General features: G+C 54.5%; 11 protein-coding genes, 2 tRNA genes, 3 rRNA genes and 1 pseudogene. 3 read left to right on the top strand and 14 right to left on the bottom strand.

Translation table 11 applies throughout. The features are described 5' to 3' along the window. Window positions 1-54: 54 nt before the first annotated feature. Both chrA and CAter10_RS17935 read left to right on the top strand, forming a co-directional pair. Window positions 55-1,419, top strand: a complete 1,365-nt coding sequence (gene chrA, locus CAter10_RS17930) for a chromate efflux transporter (RefSeq protein ID WP_061534488.1) — start codon at window positions 55-57, stop codon at window positions 1,417-1,419. A 75-nt stretch (window positions 1,420-1,494) separates the two neighbouring features. Beyond that, window positions 1,495-1,821 carry a barstar family protein gene (locus tag CAter10_RS17935; protein ID WP_061534489.1) on the top strand — a complete coding sequence of 109 codons (327 nt, stop codon included), beginning with the start codon at window positions 1,495-1,497 and terminating at the stop codon, window positions 1,819-1,821. 9 nt (window positions 1,822-1,830) lie between these two features. Here CAter10_RS17935 and CAter10_RS17940 read toward each other — a convergent pair whose 3' ends face one another. From CAter10_RS17940 to CAter10_RS17970, 7 genes are all read right to left on the bottom strand, one after another. Next, entirely contained in the window at window positions 1,831-2,649 is an 819-nt protein-coding gene (locus tag CAter10_RS17940) for a phosphodiesterase (RefSeq protein ID WP_061534490.1), read from the bottom strand. Next, the gene (locus CAter10_RS17945; RefSeq protein ID WP_061534491.1) at window positions 2,646-3,707 is read right to left on the bottom strand and encodes an ABC transporter ATP-binding protein; all 1,062 of its coding nucleotides are present in this window, start codon (window positions 3,705-3,707) and stop codon (window positions 2,646-2,648) included. The genes CAter10_RS17940 and CAter10_RS17945 overlap by 4 nt, the downstream gene beginning before the upstream one ends. Next, window positions 3,704-4,507 carry an ABC transporter permease gene (locus CAter10_RS17950; RefSeq protein ID WP_061534492.1) on the bottom strand — a complete coding sequence of 268 codons (804 nt, stop codon included), beginning with the start codon at window positions 4,505-4,507 and terminating at the stop codon, window positions 3,704-3,706. The genes CAter10_RS17945 and CAter10_RS17950 overlap by 4 nt, the downstream gene beginning before the upstream one ends. Next, the gene (locus CAter10_RS17955) at window positions 4,504-5,334 is read right to left on the bottom strand and encodes an ABC transporter permease (protein WP_128083220.1); all 831 of its coding nucleotides are present in this window, start codon (window positions 5,332-5,334) and stop codon (window positions 4,504-4,506) included. The genes CAter10_RS17950 and CAter10_RS17955 overlap by 4 nt, the downstream gene beginning before the upstream one ends. A gap of 10 nt (window positions 5,335-5,344) precedes the next feature. After that, window positions 5,345-6,352 (bottom strand): ABC transporter substrate-binding protein, encoded by a 1,008-nt coding sequence (locus CAter10_RS17960; RefSeq protein ID WP_061534493.1) that lies wholly within the window; start codon window positions 6,350-6,352, stop codon window positions 5,345-5,347. Window positions 6,353-6,371: 19 nt separating this feature from the next. Further along, a complete protein-coding gene (locus CAter10_RS17965; protein WP_061535448.1) occupies window positions 6,372-7,400 on the bottom strand; it encodes a LacI family DNA-binding transcriptional regulator in 1,029 nt (342 codons plus the stop codon). A gap of 185 nt (window positions 7,401-7,585) precedes the next feature. Further along, the gene (locus CAter10_RS17970; protein ID WP_197467144.1) at window positions 7,586-8,041 is read right to left on the bottom strand and encodes a GNAT family N-acetyltransferase; all 456 of its coding nucleotides are present in this window, start codon (window positions 8,039-8,041) and stop codon (window positions 7,586-7,588) included. Window positions 8,042-8,193: 152 nt separating this feature from the next. On the opposite strand from CAter10_RS17970, the gene CAter10_RS17975 reads away from it, so the two are divergent. Continuing rightward, on the top strand, window positions 8,194-9,045 hold the full coding sequence (locus tag CAter10_RS17975; RefSeq protein WP_061534495.1) for a patatin-like phospholipase family protein: 852 nt from the start codon (window positions 8,194-8,196) through the stop codon (window positions 9,043-9,045). Between the two features lie 138 nt (window positions 9,046-9,183). On the opposite strand, the gene rrf is transcribed toward CAter10_RS17975, so the two are convergent. The 7 genes and pseudogenes from rrf to tcdA all read right to left on the bottom strand — a co-directional run bounded on the left by rrf (window position 9,184) and on the right by tcdA (window position 16,930). Then, window positions 9,184-9,296, bottom strand: a 5S ribosomal RNA gene (gene rrf / locus CAter10_RS17980). A 166-nt stretch (window positions 9,297-9,462) separates the two neighbouring features. Beyond that, window positions 9,463-12,331 (bottom strand): 23S ribosomal RNA (locus tag CAter10_RS17985). 341 nt (window positions 12,332-12,672) lie between these two features. Next, a tRNA-Ala gene (locus tag CAter10_RS17990) sits at window positions 12,673-12,748 on the bottom strand. A gap of 9 nt (window positions 12,749-12,757) precedes the next feature. Further along, a tRNA-Ile gene (locus CAter10_RS17995) sits at window positions 12,758-12,834 on the bottom strand. A gap of 123 nt (window positions 12,835-12,957) precedes the next feature. Continuing rightward, a 16S ribosomal RNA gene (locus tag CAter10_RS18000) occupies window positions 12,958-14,484 on the bottom strand. The 16S, 23S and 5S rRNA genes sit together here with 2 tRNA genes alongside, the layout of an rRNA operon. A gap of 575 nt (window positions 14,485-15,059) precedes the next feature. Next, window positions 15,060-15,764, bottom strand: a complete 705-nt coding sequence (locus CAter10_RS18005) for an MgtC/SapB family protein (RefSeq protein ID WP_061534496.1) — start codon at window positions 15,762-15,764, stop codon at window positions 15,060-15,062. A 312-nt stretch (window positions 15,765-16,076) separates the two neighbouring features. Then, window positions 16,077-16,930: pseudogene (gene tcdA / locus CAter10_RS18010) on the bottom strand (tRNA cyclic N6-threonylcarbamoyladenosine(37) synthase TcdA). Window positions 16,931-17,119 lie beyond the last annotated feature (189 nt).

Consider the following 17,119-nt stretch of genomic DNA (forward strand, 5'->3'; position numbering starts at 1 on the left):
CCGACAAGTATTACGCGACTAACTCAAATCATGTTTTCGAGGCGACAAGACTCAATGAATACGTACGAAGCAATCCCCGTCGCACCCGCCAGCTTGCCTCCGCCATCGGTGAGTTTTCGGGAAGCCTTCAACTTCTGGCTCAAACTGGGATTCATCAGTTTCGGCGGACCAGCGGGCCAAATCGCCATCATGCATCAGGAACTGGTCGAGAACCGCCGCTGGATTTCAGAACGGCGCTTCCTGCACGCGTTGAATTACTGCATGGTGCTACCCGGCCCCGAGGCACAACAACTCGCCACCTACATCGGCTGGTTGATGCATCGCACCTGGGGCGGCATCGTCGCCGGTGCGCTATTCGTGCTGCCTTCGCTGCTGATCCTCATTGGACTTTCCTGGCTGTATATTGCTTTCGGTAACTTGCCGCTAGTTGCTGGCCTGTTTTACGGTATTAAACCGGCGGTCACGGCCATCGTGCTACAAGCCGCCCACAGGATAGGCTCAAGGGCGCTCAAGAACAGCGCATTGTGGGCAATTGCCGCAGCCTCGTTCGTCGCCATTTTTACGCTTGATGTGCCGTTTCCCGCCATCGTCGCCGTAGCTGCGTTGATAGGCTACGTCGGCGGCCGTATCGCACCGGATCGTTTCAAGATCGGCGGAACTCACGGCAATTCCGAGAAATCATTTGGTCCAGCACTGATCGACGATGACACGCCGACACCCGAGCATGCCCGATTTCGCTGGCCCGGATTGATCCGTATCGCAGTGGTCGGAAGCTTGCTATGGGCGGTTCCGATGGGCATGCTGGCCGCTCTTTATGGCTGGCACGGCGCGCTGACGCAGATGGGCTGGTTTTTCACCAAGGCCGCCTTGCTGACCTTTGGCGGCGCATATGCCGTGCTGCCTTATGTCTATCAAGGCGCGGTCGAACACTACAACTGGCTGACGCCGACGCAAATGATCGATGGCCTGGCGCTCGGCGAAACCACGCCAGGACCGCTGATCATGGTGGTGGCGTTTGTCGGTTTCGTCGGCGCTTATGCAAAAGCCTTGTTCGGGCCGTACAGCCTTTTCCTGGCCGGTGCAGTGGCGGCAACCTTGGTAACCTGGTTCACCTTCCTGCCGTCTTTCCTGTTCATCCTGGCTGGCGGGCCGCTGATTGAAACCACCCACAACGACTTGAAATTTACCGCTCCACTCACGGCGATTACCGCCGCCGTAGTCGGCGTAATATTGAACCTGGCGGTGTTCTTCGGCTATCACGTACTTTGGCCGCAGGGTCTCGGCGCTCACTTCGACTGGATATCTGCGTTGATCGCATTAGTCGCCGCGATTGCGCTGTTCCGCTACAAACGCAATGTGATTCATGTGATCGCGGGCTGCGCACTGGCGGGGCTGACACTGAAGCTGTTGCTGGCGTGACGCGAATCTCGCAAGCGCCTGCCGCAGATGTGATAAGTTCAGCAATCAATACGCAATTTAGCAGGGAAAAATATTATGCCAACCGCACGTCTGAATGGTGAACTCATCACCGACTGGGAAAGTTTTCACACCGTATCCGCAGAAGTATTCGGTTTCCCCGAATTTTACGGCCGCAACATGAACGCCTGGATCGATTGCCTCAGTTATCTGCGCGACGAAGACGGCATGAGCAAATTCCGGCTGCGGGAAAACGAGGTGCTCGATATTGAAGTGCAGCACAGCGAAAAATTGCGCCAGAACGCGCCTGAGATTGTCGAGACGCTGGAATTTTGCATCGACGATATCAATGACCGCTATGCTGATTACGGCGAAGCGCCAGCGCTGAAACTGACGCTGCGCTAATCCCCCTGTTCAATCGATAAGATCGTCGCCATCGTAAAACGGATAAGGTCCATCAAACTCGCCGACATACGCGGTGTGACTGATCAATCCCGACTCTGCGTCCCATAGATGCAACTGGAACGCCGGCGGTTCCATCACGAATTGCGACGCCGCCTGCGGACTGAGATCGAGCATCACTTGATGCGCTACACCGGGGCAAGTCGATGCGATGGTGCCGCCGAACCGTACCTGAATGGAGCGATGCAAGTGGCCGCACAGAATCCGCTCCACTTGTGGATGGCGGCGCACCACATCCGCCAGAGCCTGCGGATTTTCCAGACCAATCTTGTCCATGTGACCGATGCCGGTATGGAACGGTGGGTGGTGCATCACGATCACGGTCGGCCGGTCCGGCTGCATCTGCAATACCCGATCCAGCCACACTAGGCTGGCAGGCGCCAGAGCGCCGTTGCTGGCCCGTGGAATGACGCTATCCAGCGCAACGATGCGCAACGGGTGATCGTCGATCACGTATTCGATTCGTTCACCGCCCTGCTGCAGATATGCATGATCGGGAAACGCTGCGCGCAATGCCTCGCGTTCATCGTGATTGCCCGGCAAAAGATAAAAAGGCATCGACAGCGGTTGCAGCAATTGGCGCAGGAATGCGTACTCTTCCGGCAAACCGAAATCGACCAGGTCGCCGGTCAGCACCACCGCATCCGGCCGCTGTCGCAACTGGTTGACCTGGGCCACGCAACGCCGCAGGCTTTCTGCCGTGTCGACGATGCGGTACGACTTCTTGCCATGCGCCTTGATGTGCAAATCGGAAATCTGGCAAAGAATCATGCCGGCACTCCTTCACCAAAATGCAGCAGCGCATGTTGTGGCACGCGCAATGCAATCCGCTCTCCAATCTGCCAGGATACACGTTTGCCGGTCTCGACGATGACGGGCTGTTCGGCCCCGACATCGATTACCAGACGTGTCCTGTCGCCCAGGAAAAAGGTCGACAACACAGCACCCTGCATGTCCGCTGCGTCCATGCTATCTGTGACGACCTCGACGTCTTCCGGCCGAAACATCAGCGTCGCCGTACTCTCTGCTGAAGCTCCGCTGAACGGCAGCGCACCACCGGAAAATCGCAGTTGACCATCTTGCGCAGTGCCGGTCACCCGGTTCATCGTACCGATGAAATCGGCGACAAAATGAGTGGCAGGCCGGTAATAGATATCTCGCGGACTACCGATCTGCGCGATCTTGCCGCGTTCCATCACCACCACTCTGTCGCCCAGCGCCATGGCCTCGCTCTGGTCATGCGTCACATAGATCGCGGTGATGCCAAGCTTGCGCAGCAACTGGTTCAGATCGGCGCGCAGGGTTTCACGCAACTTGGCGTCCAGCGCCGTCAACGGCTCGTCCAGCAGCAATACCCGCGGTTCGACAGCCAGTGCTCGCGCCAGCGCAACCCGTTGCTTCTGTCCGCCGGACAGTTGATCGATGCGGCGCTGACCCAGTCCTTGCAAGTGCACCATCTCCAGCAACGTCTCGATTTTGGCGAGACGCTCCGCAGCTGGAATTTTGCGGATCTTCAAGCCATAGGCGATGTTTTCTCCCACCGTCATGTTCGGAAACAACGCGTAATTCTGGAACACCATGCCAACGCCGCGGCGCTCGATCGGCAAGGCCGTCACATCCTCGCCACCAAACAGAACGCGGCCGCCGGCATCGGGAAATTCCAGTCCTGCAATCATGCGCAAAGTGGTGGTCTTGCCGCAGCCGGACGGTCCCAGCAGCACGACGGTTTCGCCTGGCTGGATTTCCAGATCCAACGGCTGCAGTGCCTGCGCACCGTTGGGAAAGGTCTTGCCGCATTGGACTAATTGAATGGAAACGGCATTCTTCATAAACGGACTCTTGATTGTGTAGTGTGCGTCACCCATTGCATGGCGATCAGCAAAGGAATGATCATCAGGAAAAAAATCAACGTGTAAGCGGAGCCGACTTCGAGCCGCATCGACGCATAGCTGTCGGCGAGGCCGACCGGCAAGGTCATTGTCAGCGGCGTATGCAGCATCCAGGTGATATTGAATTCGCCAATCGACAAGGTCACCACCATCAGCGCACCGGCCAGGATGCCCGAGAATACGTTGGGAATCACCACGCCGAAAAAGCGCTGTCCCAGTCCTGCACCAAGGCTGGCAGCCGCTTCCTCCAGCACCGATAATTGCGACGACTGCATCACCGCCAGCACCGGCCGTACCATGAACGGCAGGGTAAACAACACATGCCCAACCAGGATGAACAACGCGCTGCTGCGGAATTCCCGATACTGGCCGTAAGCCATGATCAAGGCCAGCGCCGTGGCCAGTCCTGGCACCGCCACCGGCATCATCAGCAGTTCCTCAATCGCACGCGCCAGGCGGCTATTGCCGCCCTGATAGCGTGCCAGCATGTATGCCAACGGCACGCCGGCAATCGTGGTGACGACCAGGCAAGCCAGCGCAATTGCAATCGAACGCCAGATAGTCAGCTGATACGTATCCCAGACCTGCCCTACCCAGCGCAGCGTGAATCCGCTCGACAGGCCGACGAAAAAATTATCGGTAATTCCGGCCAGCATCGACAACACAATCGGCACGATCAGGAACGCACACACCAACAGGGTGAACGCCAATTGTACATAAAAACGGAAAGAGTGCTTCATGCTGCGGCTCCTGCTGCACTACCCGACCATGAGCGCGCCACGGCCAGCACCAGCCAGGTCACCGCGCCCAGTACAATCGACAGTGCCGCCGCCATCGAGAAGTTGGCGTAGCTGGTAAATTCGTTATAGATCGCCATCGGTAATACATCAATATTGGTCGCCAGCGTGAAGGCGGTGCCAAACGCACCGACGCTAGTCGCAAAGCAAATCGCGCCTGACGAAATCAAGGCGGGCGACAAGGCCGGCATCACCACATCGGTAAAAATGCGCAGAGGATTGGCGCCGAGTGATCGTGCCGCTTCCTCCAGCGCCGGATCGAGCTTTTCTGCCGCCGCCATCACGGTCAGGATCACGCGTGGAATTGAAAAATAGAGATAGCCGAGAAACAGGCCACCAAGCGAATACGCGAACACCCACGCATCGCGAAACAGCCAGTTGCTGACCACGCCGATCAAGCCTTGGCGTCCGGCCAACATGATCACCATGAAGCCAACCACAACACCGGGAAACGCCAGCGGGAAAGTCAGCATCGACAACAGAATCGCTTTGCCCGGAAAGCGATTACGCTGCAGGAACAACCCCACCAGCGAGGCAATCAGCAGCGTCGCCACAGTGACCGCTGCCGATAACAACAGCGTCGATAGCAGGCTCATGAAATAGTGATGATTGGTCAGCACTGCGAGATAGGCAGCGGCGCCGCTAGGCCCGCTTGCTCCCACCTCGACCAGGCGCAGCATTGGCAGCAGCCAGAACGCCAGGAACAGCGTCAGGCCGGGCGCCGCAAACAACAGATAAATCTGGCGCCCGGCTGCGCTCGCCGTTTTGATACACGCATCTTCACCGCACTTCAGCCTGATAGCGTTCGCTGAATTTGCGCTGGACTTCAGCCATCTTGCCGTAATCAACCGATTTGGCGCGGGCATATTCCGAAGCCGGCAAGAAATGCGCTTGTGCTTCTTTGGAAATCGCGGATGCACGCACCGGCCGTAGATAGGCATTGGCCCAGATCGCCTGTCCTTCGTTGGATAGCAGGAAATCCAGTACCTTCTTGGCGTTGGCGGGGTTCGGACCGTTTTTTACCAGGCTGACCACGTATGGCACTGTCACGGTCCCTTCGGCAGGAATCACGAACGCGACATTGGCCTTGTCCTTGTATTTGGCGCGATAGGCATCAAAGTCGTAACCGAACAGGATCGGGATTTCACCCGATAGCAGGCGCGCATATGAAGTCTGCTTCGGTACCAGCGGCTGATTCTTTTGCAATGCCTTGAAATAGTTGATGCCTGGCGTGAAGTTATCCAACGTGCCGCCCAATGCCTGATTGATCGCCACCGCACCGACATAACCGACAAATGCACTTGCCGGATCGAGATAACCGATCAGTCCCTTGTATTCCGGTTTCAGCAGATCCTGCCAGGAACGCGGCACCGGCTTGCCCTTAAGCGCATCGACATTCACCATCAATCCCATGGTGCCGGAATGGATTGTGAACCAATAGCCGTCCGGGTCTTTCAAGTCATTGGGAATCTCATCCCAGCCAGCTGGCTTGTATGGCGTAATCACGTCACTTTTCTTTGCCTCGATGCCGAAGGTCACGCCGACATAGGTAAAGTCGGCTACCGGGCTGGCTTTTTCAGCGATGATCTGCGACAGCGACTGTCCGCTGTTCTTATTGTCGGGCGGCACAGTGATGCCGGTCTTTGCCTTGATAGCTTTGATCTGCGTCGCCCAGTCAGCCCATTCTGGCGGACAGTTATAGCAAATCGCATTCTGGGCGCCGGCATGGAGCGAGGCTGCTAGGGCGACGGTGGCGACCATCGCATGGAAAACACGTGCTAAGCGCATGCTTGTTCCTTTCTTGAATTTAACTGCGAGAATGAAAAGTTCTAACCGATCCGCCCAGGCGGACGGTGTGCGGCAATATTTGCGAAGTGGCCGGCGCCCGGCCGTCCTGCGGTTCTTCAATCACGCGCACCAATGCGCGCAATGCCTGCTCGCCGATTTGCTCTGATGGTTGCGCAACACTGCTCAGCATTGGATCCATCAAATCACCCAGCGGGATGCCGTCGAAGCCCATCACCGACACGTCGTCAGGCACGCGCAAGCCGAGGGCACGCAAATCGCGCATCGCGCTGAGCGCAAGTAAATCGTTGGAACAAAACAGCGCGCTTGGGCGTTGCAATGGATCGCGGAAGGTTTGCAGGTAAGCGACGGAAAGTGCGGCGGAGGTATGACGGGGAACTTCAATCGGTGTCAGCGCCTGCAATCCATGCTCATGCATGGCCTGCTGATAGCCGTGGAAGCGTTGTAGCGCGCGGTCGGAAGCATGGAACTGTCCAGCCAGCATCTGGATGCGCGTATGCCCGAGCTTGATGAGGTGTATTACCGCGTCGTACGCGGCAGCCCGATTGTCGACCGATACTGATGGCCGCGCCGTCTGTTGCGGCTGGTTGTAAACCAATATGTAGGGGATCCGCTCACGATCAAGCACATCGAGCGTACTGCTAGCGTCGGCGTCGGCGACAGTAAGGATGACGCCATCAACACGATGCGCCAGCAGCAATTCAACCGCCGCGAATTCGTCCTGCTGACGATATTCGGTGGCAGTAAACATCACCGAATAATCGAGTTGGCGCGCAGCGATCTCGACCCCCTGCAGGCATTGCGCGAACACGGTGTTGGATAACGTCGGCACCACTACGCCAACTGTATGCGAACGCCCCTCACGCAAGTTGCGCCCGGTAAAATTCGGTCTGAAACCAAGCGCTTCGATCGCCCGATTCACCTTGCTCGCGGTATCGATGCTGACCGAGTCCGGCTTATTCAGCAAACGCGACACCGTGGCGATAGATACGCCGGCTTCTAAGGCAACCTGTTTGATGGATGGACGCACGATGGAGCAATCTCTGATGTAAACGTTTACATCGTGCCATCCCATTGTTACGCGCTGATGACTGCGCCGGCTTCAATCTCAATTAACTGTCAGATGTTGTATTGCTGATGAGCTGCCACTTCTGACGTATTACTTATAAAAGATCGGAGGAGCATCCCGTTGCCTGCCAAAGCGACAGTGCGTGATCAACGCGCTGCGCGGACATAGTAGATATCCCACTCTTCTTCCGCCACGAATGCAAAGCCATGTCGCTGATAAAAGCGATTAGCTTCGCTGTCCCTCAATGCCCCTACCCGCACTGGCAGCGACAGCGCGTCTGCCTCCATAAACACCTGTGCGAGTACCGCCGCCCCTATACCTTTTCCTTGGTAATCCGGGCGGATATAGAGATGGTCGAGCAGCAATTGATCCTGAGCCGGCTTGACGACCACGAAGCCAATACGTTGGCCATCAACGGTCACATGCCGTGTATATGCGGGCGCGAAACCGCTGCGGAATCGCTCCCTGGCACGTATCGGATCAAAGCGTCCCACTCGCTCCAGGCTTTCGCGCATGGCGGCGATACGCAATGCAACCAGTTCTTCGAAGTCCCCTTCAACTGCGGGGATCAGAGTGACTAACGGCGGGCTCAATACAGTCATGCACATTTCCACGGAACAATTTCAATGAGTTTCCCATTCTAGCCGAATGCGCGAGTCAGACGATTGATTGCCGACCACTAGCGCCGCGCCGTCCGCTAGAGTAGGCTGCTAGTGTTGCCAAGTTGTGCATATGGCCGTTCACAGGTGCCGCTATGGAAAAGACCGCATTTGTATTTGCCGGTGGTGGGAGTCTTGGCGCAATTGAAGCCGGTATGCTGCGCGAACTGATTGCCTCTGGTGTACAACCTGACTTTCTGGTTGGCGCCTCGGCAGGAGCAATCAACAGCGTTTTCTTTGCATTCCAGCCACATGTCGCCGGCACAATGCGCCTGGAATACCTATGGCGAGGCATTCGTCGACAACAGATCATGCCTTGGTCAGCGCTGTCGATCCTGAGTGCATTTCGCAGCCGCGGTAGCCACTTGGTCAGTTCTGCAAAATTACGTGAGCTCCTTTCTGAGCACTATGGCAGCCGCACGCTGGAAGACGCTGATCTGCCAGTATATGTCGTCGCTACGGAAATGAAGACCGGTAACGAGGTCGTTCTCTCTTCTGGTTCGGCAGTCGATGCAGTGCTTGCCAGCACCGCGATTCCCGGTGTTTTCCCGCCGGTCTCATTAGGCGGCAACATGCTGATCGACGGCGGCGTTGCCAACAACACCCCGATCTCCACTGCGATTCGCCTGGGCGCCACTCGCGTCATCGTGCTGACCACCGGCTTTACCTGCGCCGAACGGCGTCAGCCAAAAGGAGCTCTTGAACATGCGATGAGTGCGCTCAACCTGCTGGTGGCGCGTCAATTGGTATCTGACCTGGAGCGCTGGGCATCACACGCGGCGATTGCAGTGGTCGCGCCGCTGTGTCCGCTGGATGTTTCTCCATACGACTACAGCCAATGTGGCCAATTGATAGACCGCGCGGCGACGGAAACCCGACGTTGGCTGGAAGCTGGCGGCTTGAACAGCAAGGAAATTCCGGCTGCTCTCAAGCCGCATACGCATTGAAGCGATTAAATTGCTCTTGCAGGGTGGGTATGAGGCAGCGAGGGGTGATGAGCGAAGCGGAAGAGAGAGGATGTGCAAAGTGTTAGCGCAAAGCAAAAACCCTCTGCACGCTAAGATGCAGAGGGTTTTTTAATAAAAGCCTGACGATGACCTACTTTCACACTGGTTGCAGCACTATCATCGGCGCAAAGTCGTTTCACGGTCCTGTTCGGGATGGGAAGGGGTGGTACCAACTCGCTATGGTCATCAGGCATAACTTGTAACCGTTAGTTGTTCTCCAGTTGGAGCAACAACTAACGCAATCTAGAAGAAGTAGTTTTTTATACCGGGTTCACGAGGGTAAGTGAACCCGGTTGGGTATGAATGCACATTATCTGGCAAACAATAAAAGCTCATCATATAACCTGCTAAGGTTATAGGGACAAGCCTCACGGGCAATTAGTATCAGTTAGCTTAACGTATTACTACGCTTCCACACCTGACCTATCAACGTCCTGGTCTCGAACGACCCTTTAGGGGAATCTAGTTCCCGGGAAATATCATCTTAAGGCAAGTTTCCCGCTTAGATGCTTTCAGCGGTTATCTCTTCCGAACTTAGCTACCCGGCAATGCCACTGGCGTGACAACCGGTACACCAGAGGTTCGTCCACTCCGGTCCTCTCGTACTAGGAGCAGCCCCCTTCAAATTTCCAACGCCCACGGCAGATAGGGACCAAACTGTCTCACGACGTTTTAAACCCAGCTCACGTACCACTTTAAATGGCGAACAGCCATACCCTTGGGACCGGCTACAGCCCCAGGATGTGATGAGCCGACATCGAGGTGCCAAACTCCCCCGTCGATATGAACTCTTGGGAGGAATCAGCCTGTTATCCCCAGAGTACCTTTTATCCGTTGAGCGATGGCCCTTCCATACAGAACCACCGGATCACTATGTCCTACTTTCGTACCTGCTCGACTTGTCAGTCTCGCAGTTAAGCACGCTTATGCCATTGCACTATTAGCACGATGTCCGACCGTACCTAGCGTACCTTCGAACTCCTCCGTTACACTTTGGGAGGAGACCGCCCCAGTCAAACTGCCTACCATGCACTGTCCCCGATCCGGATAACGGACCAAGGTTAGAACCTCAAACAAACCAGGGTGGTATTTCAAGGTTGGCTCCACGAGAACTAGCGTCCCCGCTTCAAAGCCTCCCACCTATCCTACACAGATTGGTTCAAAGTCCAATGCAAAGCTACAGTAAAGGTTCATGGGGTCTTTCCGTCTAGCCGCGGGTAGATTGCATCATCACAAACATTTCAACTTCGCTGAGTCTCGGGAGGAGACAGTGTGGCCATCGTTACGCCATTCGTGCAGGTCGGAACTTACCCGACAAGGAATTTCGCTACCTTAGGACCGTTATAGTTACGGCCGCCGTTTACTGGGACTTCAATCAAGAGCTTGCACCCCATCATTTAATCTTCCAGCACCGGGCAGGCGTCACACCCTATACGTCCACTTTCGTGTTTGCAGAGTGCTGTGTTTTTATTAAACAGTCGCAGCCACCTTTTTATTGCAGCCCTTTCGTCCTTCTGGCGCAGGCCAGTCAAACTACCGGGCGTACCTTATCCCGAAGTTACGGTACAAATTTGCCGAGTTCCTTCTCCCGAGTTCTCTCAAGCGCCTTAGAATACTCATCTCGCCCACCTGTGTCGGTTTGCGGTACGGTCTCGTTAGACTGAAGCTTAGAGGCTTTTCTTGGAACCACTTCCGATTGCTTCGCAAACAAGTTTGCTCGTCCCATACCCTTGAATTACGCTGCCGGATTTGCCTAACAGCCTTCTCTGATATAGGAACCGGGACTTCCAACACCCGGACAACCTTCCGCGATCCGTCCCCCCATCGCATCTAACGACGGTGCAGGAATATTAACCTGCTTCCCATCAGCTACGCATCTCTGCCTCGCCTTAGGGCCGACTCACCCTGCTCCGATGAACGTTGAACAGGAAACCTTGGGCTTACGGCGTGGGGCTTTTCACCCCCATTATCGCTACTCATGTCAGCATTCGCACTTCTGATACCTCCAGCATCCTTTACAAGACACCTTCGCAGGCTTACAGAACGCTCTCCTACCATATCCTTACGGATATCCGCAGCTTCGGTGACTGGCTTAGCCCCGTTACATCTTCCGCGCAGGACGACTCGATCAGTGAGCTATTACGCTTTCTTTAAAGGATGGCTGCTTCTAAGCCAACCTCCTGACTGTTTTAGCCTTCCCACTTCGTTTGCCACTTAGCCAATCTTTGGGACCTTAGCTGGCGGTCTGGGTTGTTTCCCTCTTGACGTCGGACGTTAGCACCCGGCGTCTGTCTCCCAAGCTCGCACTCATCGGTATTCGGAGTTTGCAATGGTTTGGTAAGTCGCGATGACCCCCTAGCCATAACAGTGCTCTACCCCCGATGGTGATACTTGAGGCACTACCTAAATAGTTTTCGGAGAGAACCAGCTATTTCCAAGTTTGTTTAGCCTTTCACCCCTACCCACAGCTCATCCCCTAATTTTTCAACATTAGTGGGTTCGGACCTCCAGTGCGTGTTACCGCACCTTCATCCTGGCCATGAGTAGATCACTTGGTTTCGGGTCTACACCCAGCGACTGAACGCCCTATTCGGACTCGATTTCTCTACGCCTTCCCTATACGGTTAAGCTTGCCACTGAATGTAAGTCGCTGACCCATTATACAAAAGGTACGCAGTCACGGAACAAGTCCGCTCCTACTGTTTGTATGCATACGGTTTCAGGATCTATTTCACTCCCCTTCCGGGGTTCTTTTCGCCTTTCCCTCACGGTACTGGTTCACTATCGGTCGATATCGAGTATTTAGCCTTGGAGGATGGTCCCCCCATGTTCAGACAGGATTACACGTGTCCCGCCCTACTTGTTGCAAGCTTAGTTCCACAATGATCATTTCGTATAAGGGGCTATCACCCTCTATGGCCGACGTTTCCAAGTCGTTCTACTATGTCCACTGCTAAAACTTGCGGCTGTTCCCATTTCGCTCGCCACTACTTTGGGAATCTCGGTTGATTTCTTTTCCTGCAGCTACTTAGATGTTTCAGTTCGCCACGTTCGCTTTGCACACCTATGTATTCAGTGTGCAATGACCTTACGGCCGGGTTTCCCCATTCGGAAATCTGCGGATCAAAGCTTGTTTGCTAGCTCCCCGCAGCTTATCGCAAGCTACTACGTCCTTCATCGCCTGATATCGCCAAGGCATCCACCATATGCACTTATTCACTTGTCCCTATAACTTTAGCCTCTGCCTGCGTTCACAGACAAAGAGCGGTTATAGAGGTATTTCTATGAGTTTAGCGTTTGCCGTATCCAAAGTGTTATCGCATTCTCTATGCAGCTTGCGCCCATAGAGTCTTTTGAGAACTCTTTACATACTTTTTGATTTGATACAATCATACCCATCAATCACCATGTCCACGCTTTCGCATCTTCACGACAATTGACGAATCTTTACTTCTTCTAGATTGTTAAAGAACAGTTATTGCTTTTGATCTTAAAAAGACCAAACCTAAATCTCAGTGCCGACTTCCCGCACCGACTTAGGTTTGACATTTCAGTACCACCAGTAACTGGTGGAGGTTGACGGGATCGAACCGACGACCCCCTGCTTGCAAAGCAGGTGCTCTCCCAGCTGAGCTAAACCCCCGAAATTCTTTGGTGGGTCTGGTTGGGCTCGAACCAACGACCCCCGCGTTATCAACACGGTGCTCTAACCAACTGAGCTACAGACCCGCTTGGATCAGTACGAGCCTACCATCAACTTCAGCACTCTCATGCCGCAGCCTTTGACCGATACCTGTTCTTCTTGATTAACAGACGATAAGTGTGGACGCTTAACTTTCATGCAAACTCTAGAAAGGAGGTGATCCAGCCGCACCTTCCGATACGGCTACCTTGTTACGACTTCACCCCAGTCACGAATCCTACCGTGGTAAGCGCCCCCCTTGCGGTTAGGCTACCTACTTCTGGTAAAACCCGCTCCCATGGTGTGACGGGCGGTGTGTACAAGACCCGGGAACGTATTCACCGCGACATGCTGATCCGCGATTACTAGCGATTCCAACTTCATGTAGTCGAGTTGCAGACTACAATCCGGACTACGATACACTTTCTGGGATTAGCTCCCCCTCGCGGGTTGGCGGCCCTCTGTATGTACCATTGTATGACGTGTGAAGCCCTACCCATAAGGGCCATGAGGACTTGACGTCATCCCCACCTTCCTCCGGTTTGTCACCGGCAGTCTCATTAGAGTGCCCTTTCGTAGCAACTAATGACAAGGGTTGCGCTCGTTGCGGGACTTAACCCAACATCTCACGACACGAGCTGACGACAGCCATGCAGCACCTGTGTTACAGTTTTCTTTCGAACACTCCCAAATCTCTTCGGGATTCTGTACATGTCAAGGGTAGGTAAGGTTTTTCGCGTTGCATCGAATTAATCCACATCATCCACCGCTTGTGCGGGTCCCGTCAATTCCTTTGAGTTTTAATCTTGCGACCGTACTCCCCAGGCGGTCTACTTCACGCGTTAGCTGCGTTACCAAGTCAATTAAGACCCGACAACTAGTAGACATCGTTTAGGGCGTGGACTACCAGGGTATCTAATCCTGTTTGCTCCCCACGCTTTCGTGCATGAGCGTCAGTGTTATCCCAGGGGGCTGCCTTCGCCATCGGTATTCCTCCACATCTCTACGCATTTCACTGCTACACGTGGAATTCTACCCCCTCTGACACACTCTAGCTATGCAGTCACAAATGCCATTCCAGGTTAAGCCCGGGGATTTCACACCTGTCTTACATAACCGCCTGCGCACGCTTTACGCCCAGTAATTCCGATTAACGCTTGCACCCTACGTATTACCGCGGCTGCTGGCACGTAGTTAGCCGGTGCTTATTCTTCAGGTACCGTCATTAGCAAGAGATATTAGCTCTCACCGTTTCTTCCCTGACAAAAGAGCTTTACAACCCGAAGGCCTTCTTCACTCACGCGGCATTGCTGGATCAGGGTTGCCCCCATTGTCCAAAATTCCCCACTGCTGCCTCCCGTAGGAGTCTGGGCCGTGTCTCAGTCCCAGTGTGGCTGGTCGTCCTCTCAGACCAGCTACTGATCGATGCCTTGGTGAGCCTTTACCTCACCAACTAGCTAATCAGATATCGGCCGCTCTATGAGCATGAGGTCTTGCGAGCCCCCACTTTCATCCGTAGATCGTATGCGGTATTAGCTAATCTTTCGACTAGTTATCCCCACTCAAAGGTACGTTCCGATATATTACTCACCCGTTCGCCACTCGTCAGCGGAGCAAGCTCCCTGTTACCGTTCGACTTGCATGTGTAAGGCATGCCGCCAGCGTTCAATCTGAGCCAGGATCAAACTCTTCAGTTCAATCTCTGTTTTGTGGCATTGCTGCCTAGCATCTCTGCTATCGCTCACTCAAAATACTGACAGGCCGTTTAAATAAATTTAAACGCCTATTTTCTTCTTTTGTGAACATTTAATGTTTTAAGTTATACGCCACCGATTTACATCAGCAACGCTGCACTTCCATCAAACGCCCACACTTATCGACTGTTAATTGTTAAAGAACCTTCTACTGCGCGTCACCCAACTACCCGGTTCGCGTTACCAACAAATCGTTTTGTTTGTCAGCAGCAGAGAGATGAGATTATGTAGCGTTTCCAGTTTTTCGTCAACTACTTTTTTACTACTTACCGAAAAACTTTTTACCAACCACACCAACTTCCTGCCCATCTTCCCGTTCCCACTTCGCACTCAAATCAGCACCAATTCCTTGCTGCTCATTCGTTTTATTTCGCGTCGTTCTCAACGGGAGCCGAACTATAGCAATCCCCCACAAACCCCGCAAGTACTTTTAACCAAATTCTTTAAAATATTTCGATTTATTTGATTTAGCCCTATTCCGGGCATTCCTTGCTACTACATGCGCTCTATTAGAGAGCCTATACATCTACCGAATTCAATACCGCCCAACGCGCAGCACTGACACCTTTCTCCAGGCTGACCCGGCTGACAATCTGCTCCAGCTGTAAATGATTGCTAGGAGACGTAATCAGATCCGCGCGCACTTCCAGTTGGGTACCGGACGCCAGGTCTTCGCTGTGCAGCGATTGCACCACCAGGTGCGGCATGCCGTTCAGCATATGCAGCATCAAGGTGCGGACCTGCACCTCATCTTCCGGCCGACATACTATAGAGAGGCGATAGACCTGCTCGATTTCCGTCGCGCTATGCAGATCCTGGCGGTTGATCATATGGGACACACCGCGCAACAACACGTTCGCGCCCAAAATGGCGGCGGCGCCGATGGCCGCTTCCAGCGCATGCCCAAGTCCGCACAGCACACCGACCGCAGCTGAGCACCATAAAGTAGCGGCAGTATTCAACCCCCGCACATTGATACCCTCACGCATGATGACGCCGGCGCCGAGGAAACCGATACCGGATACAACATAAGAAGCAATCCGCGTTGCTCCCTGCGGATCCGACTCGAACGCGGATACCATCACGAACAGCGAGGCACCGATCGACACCAGCGCATTAGTACGCAAACCCGCCATGCGTTGACGCATCTGGCGTTCGGCACCGATCAGGGAGCCCAGGGTCAGGGCGAGCAATACGCGCAGGGTAAATATTTTCCAATCCATCTTCGCTACCTTTCTGCATGCGTCGCCATGCGCACGGCATGACGGCACTTCATTGACGCTCGGCGCCGCTTCAAGAAGTGAAGATCGGCCGGCCAGGCAAATAAACAAGGGATGGGGATAAGTGACGGGAATGCAGGAACACATTCCCGTATGCTACAGCGCTTGACTTCACGAGCTGCAGCGACGAGAGCTTGCTGGCAGGTGAATTACGTCGGGCTGATGGGCGCCCATCCAGGGGTACTGGTACAACTGTCCAAAATTGGGTCTCCTGCAAACATGGTCCACAGGATTCTATTTAGACGGGATGGCAAGTCAAGCCGCAGGGACTGGATCAGCGGCCAGCTTACGCAAGATGTGGCCGGCGGCGACCAGGCCGAAAGTAGCCGTCACCACTACCGCCGAGCCGTAACCGGCGCAATTCAGTCCGGTCACACCCGGCGCCGCCTCACCATCAACCTCACATGCCTGTTCAAGCAGCGGCGCACTGATCGGCTCAGTTGAAAATACGGCGTCGATGCCGAAACGGACCTTGTCGCCGCGCGGGAAGCGGTATTCCGAACGTAAGCGCTTGCGCACCTTGGCCAACAGCGGCTCTTGCTCGGTCTTGGCCAGATCACGCACTTCGATGCAGGTGGCGTCGACCTTGCCGCCGGCACTTCCGATGCTGATCAGGCGAATCCCCTTGTCGCGGCAATAGGCGATCAATGCCGCCTTGGCGCGTACATTATCGATGGCGTCGAGCACATAGTCATAACGCCCTTCGCCTATCATTTCCGGCAGATTGTCGGCGCTGATGAAATCCTCCACTTCAGTGACGTGGCAATATGGATTGATCTGGGCAATGCGTGCCGCCAGCGCGCTTACTTTGGCCTGACCGAGTGTATCGGTCAGCGCATGAATCTGGCGATTGATATTGGATTCGGCCAGATTGTCGAGATCAATCAGGGTCAAATTGCCGACGGCGCTACGCGCCAGCGCCTCGACCGCCCACGAACCGACCCGCCGACGCCGACCACGCACACATGCGCCTGCAGGAAGCGGGACAGCGCGGCCGCGCCATATAAACGGCCGATGCCACCAAAACGGCGATCAAAATCAATCTCGTCAAGATCGACAGTGGTGGGAACGGAGGCGCCGGAAGCGCTGGCTGCAACAGATGAGGACATGATAGGCAACTAAAAGTGAAACGACAGGCATTCAACAAGATAAGCCAGGATAATCTTGATACAGATCAAACTGGATATCACTAGTGCAGCTATTTTACCGGCTCTGCATGACGGATCACTTTTGAAGTGCTTTAATATAAACAGACCGTCAGTCGATCATAAATTATCAAATAGACATTCATCCTTCGA

Origin of the sequence: Collimonas arenae, from assembly GCF_001584165.1 — a bacterium.
Classification (GTDB): domain Bacteria; phylum Pseudomonadota; class Gammaproteobacteria; order Burkholderiales; family Burkholderiaceae_D; genus Collimonas; species Collimonas arenae.